The organism is Mesorhizobium sp. M7A.F.Ca.AU.002.02.1.1 (assembly GCF_003998535.1).
GTDB lineage: Bacteria > Pseudomonadota > Alphaproteobacteria > Rhizobiales > Rhizobiaceae > Mesorhizobium > Mesorhizobium ciceri.
The window spans coordinates 1-10,158 of sequence record NZ_RZPB01000150.1 but is presented as its reverse complement, the minus strand read 5'-3'; the positions used below and the strand labels follow the sequence as shown (position 1 = coordinate 10,158).

7 protein-coding genes and 1 pseudogene are annotated in these 10,158 nt (G+C 60.2%); 5 read left to right on the top strand and 3 right to left on the bottom strand.

Going from position 1 to position 10,158, the window contains the following annotated elements; all coding sequences use genetic code 11:
* From EN879_RS12160 to ampH (EN879_RS12150), 3 genes are all read left to right on the top strand, one after another.
* Positions 1–1,055, top strand: a 1,055-nt coding sequence (locus EN879_RS12160) for a M23 family metallopeptidase (RefSeq protein ID WP_164774383.1), incomplete at its 5' end; no start/stop codon positions are given.
* Between the two features lie 61 nt (positions 1,056–1,116).
* On the top strand, positions 1,117–2,265 hold the full coding sequence (ampH, locus tag EN879_RS12155; RefSeq protein ID WP_063170875.1) for a D-alanyl-D-alanine-carboxypeptidase/endopeptidase AmpH: 1,149 nt from the start codon (positions 1,117–1,119) through the stop codon (positions 2,263–2,265).
* Positions 2,266–2,310: 45 nt separating this feature from the next.
* Positions 2,311–3,468, top strand: a complete 1,158-nt coding sequence (gene ampH, locus EN879_RS12150; RefSeq protein WP_063170636.1) for a D-alanyl-D-alanine-carboxypeptidase/endopeptidase AmpH — start codon at positions 2,311–2,313, stop codon at positions 3,466–3,468.
* A gap of 27 nt (positions 3,469–3,495) precedes the next feature.
* On the opposite strand, the gene EN879_RS12145 is transcribed toward ampH (EN879_RS12150), so the two are convergent.
* The gene (locus EN879_RS12145) at positions 3,496–5,211 is read right to left on the bottom strand and encodes a ShlB/FhaC/HecB family hemolysin secretion/activation protein (protein WP_082826769.1); all 1,716 of its coding nucleotides are present in this window, start codon (positions 5,209–5,211) and stop codon (positions 3,496–3,498) included.
* A 109-nt stretch (positions 5,212–5,320) separates the two neighbouring features.
* On the bottom strand, positions 5,321–7,483 hold the full coding sequence (locus EN879_RS12140) for a serine hydrolase (RefSeq protein WP_082826802.1): 2,163 nt from the start codon (positions 7,481–7,483) through the stop codon (positions 5,321–5,323).
* Positions 7,484–7,957: 474 nt separating this feature from the next.
* Here EN879_RS12140 and EN879_RS12130 point away from each other — a divergent pair.
* A pseudogene (locus tag EN879_RS12130) lies at positions 7,958–8,225 on the top strand (ATP-dependent DNA ligase); the annotation flags it as partial.
* A gap of 604 nt (positions 8,226–8,829) precedes the next feature.
* Here the strand turns inward: EN879_RS12130 and EN879_RS12120 are convergent.
* Positions 8,830–9,237, bottom strand: a complete 408-nt coding sequence (locus EN879_RS12120) for a hypothetical protein (RefSeq protein ID WP_063170632.1) — start codon at positions 9,235–9,237, stop codon at positions 8,830–8,832.
* 281 nt (positions 9,238–9,518) lie between these two features.
* Between EN879_RS12120 and EN879_RS12115 the strand changes: the two genes are divergently transcribed.
* Positions 9,519–10,158: PHB depolymerase family esterase (locus tag EN879_RS12115; RefSeq protein WP_245493814.1), on the top strand; the 640-nt coding region annotated here is incomplete at its 3' end.

The window sequence follows — 10,158 nt, the reverse complement described above, 5'->3', positions numbered from 1 at the left end:
CTCCCCCGCATGTGATTCCAGGCTCGGACGGCAGGCGTCACATCGTCTACGAACTGGCAGTGACGAATATCACTGGCGGCGATGTCCGTTTCGAGAAGCTCAAGGTCGTCGATGCCGACAGCGGAGCACCGCTTGCAGAACTCGGCCCGGATGAATTGCGCACGCGCGTCACGCCGGGCGCAAGCCGCGGCAACGAAAACCGCGAGTTGGCCGCCTATCAGTTCGCCGTCATCTTTCTGCATGTCGTGCTTGCGGACGGCGCGGCGGTTCCGGCTCGCATTACCCACGAGATCACGGCGTTTTTCGCGGTCATCGGCGCCGACATGACGGTGACGATTGGCGAGGGTGCCGTCGTTGCGAAGGCACCGGTGGCTCTTGGGCCGCCTTTGCGCGGCAAGGGTTATGTCGCGGCTGACGGCTGCTGCGATTCCATCCGCCATGTCCGCGCCCTGCTGTCGCTCGACGGCAAGTTCTACCTTGCCCAGCGTTTCGCTATCGACTGGGAGCAAATCGACGACAACAACACGCTGGTCGTGGGCGACCTTAAGGTTCCTGCGAACTACCACATCTATGGCAAGCCTATCCTTGCCGTTGCCGACGGCACCGTGGTCGGGACGCGCGACGACTTGCAGGACCAAGTGCCCGGTGCGCTGCCCGCCAACTTGCCGATTGACGAGGCCGACGGAAACTTCGTCGTGCTCGACCTCGGCTCGGGCTTGTTCGTCAACTACGCCCACATGCGGCCGGGGAGCGTTAAGGTGAAGCTCGGAGACAAGGTGCAGCGCGGCGATCAGATTGGCGAAGTCGGCAATACCGGGAACAGTCAAGCGCCGCATTTGCACCTGCATGTGATGGACAGCGCTTCTCCGTTGGCCTCGGACGGCCTCCCCTATGTGTTCGACAGCTTTACCATCACCGCGGTCGGCGAGACCACCGAGGATTTTGACAAGGCGGAAGCGACCGGATCGCCGATGACGCTTACGCCGCGCGTCCCGCCCCAGAAACTGGAAGACGTGCTGCCGCTTGACCTCTCTGTTGTTGACTGGCCACAGTGATCGCCCTGTAAAAGGCAGTGGACAGTCCGCCCTGATTTCCGAAATGGTGAGCTCGAAGCCGATGACCGCCACCCGCACAATACCCTTACGTCTTTTCCTTGCCGCTGCCGTCCTTACCTGCGCAAGTCCTGCAAACGCCGATCGGCTGCTGGACGAATCGGTCGAATTCACCGGTACATTCGCTTTTGTGAGTTCAGGCGCGCCGGGCCTGGTGATCGCCGGCGTTCGCAACGGCGAGACGGCGTTTGCCGGTTTCGGCGAAACGGTCCGCGGATCCGGCATAGAGCCGAATGCCGACACAATGATGCGAGTGGCATCCATTTCGAAGGCATTTTGCGGAGACGCTCTCGCCAGTTTGTTGGTAAAAGGAGAGATCGGCCTGACTGACCCTGTTCAGACGCACCTGCCTGACGGTTTCGTGGTGCCTGAGAAGGATGGGCGGACCCTAAGGATCATCGACCTCGCGACACAGACATCCGGCCTGCCGCGCGAGATGGCCCAGGCAGGTGGAACACCCAACGATCCCTACGCCGGCCACACAAAGGAAGCGATGATCGCAGCCATGCACGGGGAGCCGTTTCTGTTTCCTCCCGGAACTGGCGCGCTCTATTCGAACCTGGGCTTCGACCTCCTGGGACTGGCGATCAGCGGAGCGGCTGGCAAGCCGTACGCTACCGTCTTGGAGGAGCGTGTGTTGCGGCCACGCGGCATGGTGGACACGGTCTTCAATCCGCGACCTGGTGACGAGGGCCGGCTGATGCAGGGCCACAATTTCGACGGCACGCCGCTTCCCTTCGTGCCGACACCGATGACGATGGAATGCGCCTCGGGGCTTTATACGACGCCCAACGATATGCTGAAGTGGATAGCCTGGCACTTGGCTCAAGGCGGCTCCGAGGACGATGCACGCCGCATTATCGACCACGCCAGCCTAGTCCGGAGGGATGGGCTCTCTCCGGCGCTGGGCCTCGACGACGGTGGCGCGCCGATGGATGCGATGGCACTCGGTTGGGTTGTGGTAGAGGCCGACGGCAACCGTCCGCTGGTGCTTCACAAATCCGGAGGGCGACAAGGCATGTTTACATATGTTGCCATCGCGCCGACGCGCGGCGTCGGCGTCTTCGCGGCGATCAACCAGTTCAACGCCGGGGGCTTTGAAGCAATGGTGCACGCAGTAAACGAACTGATCTATCAGCTCGCGCCCCGCTGACTGCGCTCTCGTCTCACAATCAGATTTCTCGTCGAGGACATTCCAATGACCGGTTCAGGCCACAGGCGCTTGCTCATCCTCTGCTTCACGGCAGCCTGCGTCCTTGCGGCTCCTCACGTCGCCGCCGCCAAAGATCGTCTGCTTGAGGAAGCCGTGGGATTTGCCGGCGGCATCGCCTTCCTGGGCTCGGGCGCTCCTGGCCTCGTGATCGCCGCGGTTCGCAACGGCGAGACGGCCTTCGCTGGCTTCGGCGAAATCCGCAAGGGCTCGGGGCAGGTGCCCGACGAACATACGCTGATGCGGATAGCCTCGATCTCCAAGACCTTCTGCGGCGATCTGATGGGCTCGATGATTGTGGATGGCGTCATCGGCGCGACCGATCCCCTTGCCAAACACCTCGGGAAGGACTGGACCGTGCCTGGGCTCGAAGGACGAACGCCGAGGCTCATCGATCTGGTGACGCAGGCATCCGGCCTGCCGCGCGAGGTACCGAACCAGACAGGCGGCACGCCGGACGACCCGTTCGCCGGCAATACCTTCGACCTCAGCCGCGCTGAGCTTGCGAAGCCAGAACCCTATCTTTTCCCTCCCGGCACGGGTGCCTTTTACTCGAACTGGGGTTACGATCTGCTCGGCCTCGCGCTGGCCAATGCCGGTGGCAAGTCCTATGGCGATCTGCTGGCCGAGCGGGTGCTCACGCCCCGCCAACTGACCGACACCAAGCTCAACCTGGCGGAAGGCGATGCGGCGCGGACCATGCAGGGCCATTTCTTCGACGGCACACCGTTGCCCCTCGTTCCTTCGCCGGAAACGATCGGATGCGCGGGCGGGCTCTACACCTCCGCCGCCGACATGATGAAGTTCATGGCCTGGCACCTTCGCAAGGATGCGGCCGGCGATGCGGAGCGTACCGTCGACCATGCGGGCTGGCTCTGGCGCGACGGTCTCTCGCCGGTAATCGGCATCGACGATGCGGGGTCAATGGGAATGATGACGCTTGGCTGGGTCGGAGTTCTGGCCGACAAGGACAAGCCCATGATGCTCAACAAGACCGGCGGATTGCAGGGGCAGTTCAGTTATGTGGTGTTGGCGCCAACGCGCGGTGTCGGTGTCTTCGCCTCGATCAATCAGTTCAGTGTCGGTGGGTTCAAGGCGATGGTCGCAGCAACGAATGATCTCGTCGCGCAACTTGCGCCAAGATAAGGGCAGTTCAGGCGGGAGCTACGCCACCTAATACGAGCTGATTAGCTGGAACAAAAAACGCGTGCCGGTATCAGTCAGACCTCGGTTATCTCTGAACGGTACCGCAACAAGCGCCCTTGCATTGAGGTGTTGCCCAAATGCAGCCTTTGCACCTATTCCGGCCGAGCCGAGTTCCGCCTCAATGTAATCCACGCCCGTATCGTGGTTCCAGACCGCACCGTAATCGACATAAGCAAACACGTTCAGATTTGGGATCGGCAAAGCCTCCGGGAGTTCGATGTTGCGTCCCAATTCCAGCGAGGCCGCTATCCCGCTATCGCCTGAAGCGGCCGAGCCATCGAAAGCCAGGCCATAGGGATCGCCGCCGAGCACCAACTGGACCGACGATGGCACCGCCGTCGGCGCATATTGCGCAGCCACTCTGAGGTGGGCGACGGCCAGCGAAGCGATCTCCTTGGTAAGGTCGAGGTCGCCCCGAAAATACCTGTAGTCATCAGGAACGCCTGGACGCGGTGCAAGCGGATCGGTGCTGCTGCTCGCGCCAAAGCCGTCGAGGCCTTGGCCGAAAGTACCTGTCAGCGTGATGGCGCCGTTTTCCAACTCACCGGTATACTTAAGGGAGGCCGCCAGCCATCGGAGGTCCTCATCCGTCTGCGTTTCGCCGCCCAACGCCAGCGAGTTGTCCTTGAAGTTCAATTCAAGGCGGCTAAACAGGCTGTGGTCAATTGTCCGCAGCAGTGGGTAGTTGACATACGCGCTGCCGAACCTAGAGGCTATGTCGAGCTCGAGAGGCTTGAGGTCGGCGCCCGGCTGGGAAGAGACATAACCGATGCTGTATCCTACATGCAGTCCGTCATACCCGATCGGGACATCGTGCGAAGCCAGCACGAACTTCAACTCCTCGGGACTGTCCGGAATGGTCACCAGGGCGATGTTCGCCACATCGAACAGCCTAAGCGCATCGTTGAAGGTGCCGGTGCCGGTCAGCTGAAATGGGCCGACGGCTTTGCTGCCGAGATTGTCGACTATTGCGTTTGCGCCGGCCCGCTTGAAGCCAATGTCGAGTTTCAGATCACCGCCGGCGGAGGGCGTTTCGGGCCGAATGAAAGTGCCTTCGATGGTCAGGCCGCCAAGATCGCTCATCAGCAACAGCACGCGCTCGGCCTCCTTGATCCGGATTGGCCGCATGGCGACGATGCGATCGATGTAAGGTTTCAAACGCCGGTCAATATCAGGGATGGCGCTGTTGATGGTGACCCGGCGCACATAGGATTCGTAGAGAACGATGACGACGTTGCCGGATGAAAAGTCCTGCTCGGGAACGACGGCCCACGAGAAATATCCGGCCTTCTGGTAGATCTCGTCGATCCGCTCGGCGATGGCGTAAAGGTCGGCGGCGCTTATCTTTTTGTTCCGCTGCGCGGCCCACGCTTGCTCCAGCGTAGCGCTGGGCACCGTCACCGCGCCTCGAACGGTTATCGACCTCAAGGTAAACATTGTTTTTTCGGCTTGTTCCGAGCTCGTTGCCTTGCGTGCATCCGGAACTGACAGGTCAATCGTGCCGGGCTTCCTCGGAGCGGAATAGCGTCGGATGATCTCGTTCTGATCCGAAACCACCGAATCGATCCGCTCGGGGATCGTCTGGCTAAGGCTCGGTCCGACCATGAAGGCACTGGTTGCAAGACTGATGGACACGCGACGTACTGCGTCGAACCAGTGGGACAGCGCCTTGCGAAGAGGCATCAATCAAACTCGCTGACATGTCGTGGCAGGGATAATCAACGGTTATTCGAAACTTGGTTTAGCAAATTAGCAAATATGTTGGGGTCCGTCATCCCGCGATGCACACCCGTCAGTGCCCCAACAAAGCGCAGACCGCCTGAGCCTGAACCTCCCGCAAGCGGTCGAGCAACGCGCCAGCCGGCTCAGCGATGTTCAGCGTGGTGGTGACCGAGCGCGTCCCGTCGGCGGTTGACGCCGCCCACTGCGTGTAGCCCGGGAAACTGCCGGTGTGGCCATAAACGACACCGCACGGCGTGGTGTAGCGGAACAGTCCGAGACCGGCCTCGTTCGTCCCGGGTCCGGGCGGACTGGAATTGCCGGCCACGAACTTCATCTGTTCAATCTGCTCGGCAGCGCCGAAGAACTTCAGTCCGAGATCTGCCCGTATGAACATCGACAAATCATCAGGCGTCGACACGATCGCGCCCGACGCCCACGCACCGCTCGGGCTGACGAAGGTCGTGACATCTTTCGGCTCGGATCCGGGCGCGACGACATAGCCGTGGATGGCGGGCGCAGGCAGCGCGATGTCGCGCGTGGGGAAACTCGTCCGGGCGAGGGCGGCAGGACCAAACGCGATGTTCTTCAGCAGCGTCCCGTAGGGCATTCCTGTGACCGCCTCGGCGATCAGCCCGACGACGACGTTGTCCGTGTTGGAGTAGGTATACTGGGTGCCGGGCGTAAACTCGAGCGGGTCGTTGCGGACCCAGCCGATGATCTCAATGGGCTGCACGTAACCTTGAGGATTTGTCGCGACCTGCTCGGCCAAGCCCTTGGACTGCAAGTAGTCGGGCAGGCCGCTGGTGTGATTCAGCATCTGGCGGACCGTGACGGCCGACCATGCCGCCGGCAGATCAGGCAGGTGCTGGCCGATGGTGTCGTCGAGGCCGAGCCGGCCCTTCTGGACGAGGTGCAGGGCAATGGCGCCGTTGAATGCTTTTGAGATGCTGGCGATGCGCATGTATTGGTCGACCCCCAGCGCCTCACCCGATATGACATCGGCGCGCCCCGCTGTGAGTACGGTCATGCGACCGTCGCGGTAGAGCGTGGCGATCGCGCCGGGAGGTCCATCCTCTGCATCGAGGAGCTCCTGTAGTCCGGCCTGGACCTTTGCATCGGCTGTGCTCAACTGAGCCGCGGTTAAGCCGGTCGAGCGTGCCGGGCCTTCGCTATCAGGATGTTTTACATAGAGATCCGGATTCATCTCTTCAGAAGACACGATGACTTCGTCATTGACGCCCAAGTCAATATAATCATCGGTAATTGAAAAGCCTGCCAGAAGCTGTTTGTCCGTGAGAGGATACCAGGAGCCGAGTTCGTGCGAGTAGGCGGCAATGGCCAGCATCGCGAGTTCACGATTGCTATACAGGTCGACTTCATAATCTTCGACCAATTTGCCATCGGAATATTTCTTATATCCATCAATGTAAGGATCGCGGGAATTGTCGCCTCTATACTTATCCACAATGTCGCCGACGGTGACCTTAGACTTGTTTCCGTGGAAATAGATCTTGCGGAGGAGAAAACCCCAAGCAGCTACCCCATACTCTGGGGTTTCATAAATGGCAGTTTGGTTGCCGTACCGGTCTGGCAGAGTGCAACCCACATATCCTCTCATGCTGTCTCGCTGCCATTTCGAGATGTTTATGGCGCCGGGATTGTTTGTTCGAAGGGCCCTCCGAGTAAGCGCATTTGAGGAACTATAGTCAGCGTCCGGCAGGCTGCTAAAGAAATTGCCGATCCCGACCAGACTTCTGAAGTTGAATTCAGTAGCTTCAGGATATTTCGCATCGTCGCGAAATGGCGGGGCTAGACTGCGCGCCTTGTTCGCTTGCCAAAACGGCAGCCCGAGTGCACTACCGGTCTGCATCCCCACTGTGCCGTCAACGGGCATTCCATATGTGCTCTGGAAGGACTTCACAGCGCTTGCTGTCTGCGAACCAAACACTCCATCAATCGCTGAGGCGTAAACAGATTTGTCCGTGAGTACGCTCTGTAGAAGCGCAACCCTACGATCAAGAACGTTGCTTCGTGTTTGCTGAAAGACCGGACCGACGGGTTGACGCTTGTCGCTGATGCTGAAGTTGCTGACCCATTCGCTCGACCCGGAATAATCGTCAGGTGCTCCGCATTTCAGGGGATTCGCTGCGCTAACTTCATCCGGGCTTTCAAAAGCGAAGGCCGGACCGGAAGGCAAGAGGGCCAGGAGCGCAATGCCAAGCCAACCGCCCATCCCCGGCCTGAAACAACCGCCTATCATTTGGCGACTTCACCGCATGCGTCGACTGCATCGGTCTTCGACATGCATCCTCCGATCTTCGGCGAATGTCAGTTCGCCTCCTTAACCGACATTCTCGTCTCCCGAGCACCTTTTCCATATCATCCAAAGAGTGGATGACGGAAGGTGAACTCGATTCTGATCTGGCGAATCTTTGTCAGAAACGCCGCTATCGCCGCGGCAGCCTGCAACTTCAGCGCCGAGAGCTTCCGCTTGTCCGACGTGAACTCGGAGCGAGCCATGTTTACGAGCTCGTATCGGCGAGAAACAGTCCTTTCCGGCGAATGGTTGAGCCGTGCGGTCTCCGATTGGAGCAGACCCTGACATGCGGAATTCCGATCCCCTATCAAGGGGTGCGCTTACGCACCTTCGGCGACCAGCGCGCATTTGCAGCCAAGTGGAGTCACTTGGCGTCGCGAAAGTGCGGCTGTGTTGAACGATGCCGGCCTGTCTGACTTCGCCGAGCTGCGCAAGGCGATCACACGACGGCAGCACGACCTCTACTTTGTCGCCTTCGACCTGCTGCACCTCAATGGTCATGACCTGCGCGACATGGCACTGGAGGAACGGCGTGAGATCCTTGAAAGCGTGATCCCCGCCAAAATCCGCATCCAATTCAGCCAGGCGCTGCCCGGCGAGGCCAATCCATCACCTGATCGATGAAGCCGGTCTGGAGGGGCTGGCATCAAAGCCACGCCAGATCGGCGCCAAAAGGCATGAAGCGTGAAGCATGTGCGTGGCGAGGCAGACTCTTGCCATGCATGGCTGCAGGACTTTCGGGAAGAATGGGCAAGCGGGGAAGCGATTTTCTCTCCCATTGGATATCGGATGGTGATCGATATGGCTGTGGACGCAAAACGGGCAGCGCGAGCCAGGGCATTCCGGGCCAAGAGATCGATGAAGAGATCGGCCCGATCTTCGAAGACATCATGCAGGGTTGCGGGGCGCCACGCTTAGCCGCTGCGAGGAGGACTAATGCTCGGCAGCCGAGGGTTCGACAAGGTGTTGCTAATATGCAGCAGCGGCGGCATCTCTGACGGCCACCGCCTGGAACCGCTTCTCACGGCTGGCTGTAGACGTCAAAATGAGAACGAAAATCGGGAGGTGACGAAGATGGATAAGCGAGAAAACAGGATCATTGAGACGTGTTGCCTTATAGCCGTTCCGGTATCGATGGCTCTCACTATGGTACTTGCTCAACTGATCCTTGGCTGAACCCAAGGCACCGACCAGGCAAGACATGAGCCGTATTAGGCGACCGCTAAACCGGCAGGCGATCTGGCAACGCTAGCTATCGTTCCTCAGGTGGTTTCAGGATTACCTGAACATCGCGGGCAAAATCTACTACGAAACCCACTTGCTCCGCTGATGCGGATGCAAGCATTTTTCAGCGAGGTCGCGCTGGACCTGGTCTGCCGGATGGATCGACCCTTCCTGTCCTCGTCAACGCCGCGGAGCGGCGAGGTGAATCGGGCAATCTGCGGTTCATCCGCATCACCGTCTTCAATGCGTCCGACCGCCGCCGCTATGAACGAGAGCTTCTGGAAGCGCGCCGCACTGCAGAGCGGGCCAACGCCGAACTGCTTAAACTCCCATACACTCGAACGTCGCGTGGCCGAGGCGGCCGAGGTCGCCTGAAGAGCGAGCGGGCACTTCACCAGGCGCACAAAATGGAGGCGGTTGGCCAACTGACCGCCGGCGTCGCCCATGATTTTAATAACATGCTCTCAGTCATTGTGTCGTCGCTCGGGCTACTCGAGAGGCGGCTTGCAAACGGCGAGGACGTTTCCCGGTTTGTTTCCTCCGCAAACCCGGTTTGTTTCCTCCGCAAACTTAGACTAGCGCTGGGCCTCTGAGTTCGCCTCACCGAGCGCGCAATTCAATCTATAGGTTCACGGACGCAACGGCTTGTTCTTGTGCATCGCAGCAACGATATTGCTGCATGTGCGTTGTGCAGGACCGTGCCATTCCGGCGCACAAGGACACCGACTTGCGAAATATATCCGATACGATCGCTCGCCTGAGCGCGATGCACGCGCGGCCAGCAGCTGGATCCGGAGAACGGAACGACGCTCACTTGTCCGAAATTACAGGGTTCGGGTCCAATCCCGGAGCCTTGCGCGCGAGGCTTTATCTTCCGAAGAACCTGGCCCGGCAGGCGGCGCTGGTCGTCGTGCTGCATGGCTGCACCCAGAAAGCGGCCAGCTATGATCATGGCTCCGGCTGGAGCGAGCTCGCCGCCGAGCATGGTTTTGCGGTGCTGTTCCCCGAGCAGCAGCGCGCCAACAACCCCAATCTTTGCTTCAACTGGTTTGTACCAGGCGATATCAGGCGCGACAGCGGCGAGGCACTGTCCATTCGCCAGATGATCGAGGCGGCAGTGGTTACGCATGGCCTCGATCGCAAGAGGATCTTTCTCACCGGTCTGTCCGCCGGCGGCGCTATGGCGGCGGTGATGCTGGCGGACTATCCCGAACTGTTTGCCGGCGGCGCGATCATTGCCGGGCTCGCCTATGGAAGTGCCTCGACGATCTCCGCAGCCTTCGACCGCATGCGCGGCCATGGCGGTCCGTCCCAAGCCGACCTCCAGCGGCTGTTGCGGGCGGCCTCGCCGCACAAGGGTCCGTGGC

Excerpts from the sequence above, each read along its gene's own strand:
- ampH (WP_063170875.1), top strand. The coding sequence starts at position 1,117 with ATGACCGCCACCCGCACAATACCCTTACGTCTTTTCCTTGCCGCTGCC.
- ampH (WP_063170636.1), top strand. The coding sequence starts at position 2,311 with ATGACCGGTTCAGGCCACAGGCGCTTGCTCATCCTCTGCTTCACGGCA.
- EN879_RS12140 (WP_082826802.1), bottom strand. The coding sequence starts at position 7,483 with ATGGGCGGTTGGCTTGGCATTGCGCTCCTGGCCCTCTTGCCTTCCGGT.
- EN879_RS12145 (WP_082826769.1), bottom strand. The coding sequence starts at position 5,211 with ATGCCTCTTCGCAAGGCGCTGTCCCACTGGTTCGACGCAGTACGTCGC.
- EN879_RS12120 (WP_063170632.1), bottom strand. The coding sequence starts at position 9,237 with ATGGGCGACGCCGGCGGTCAGTTGGCCAACCGCCTCCATTTTGTGCGC.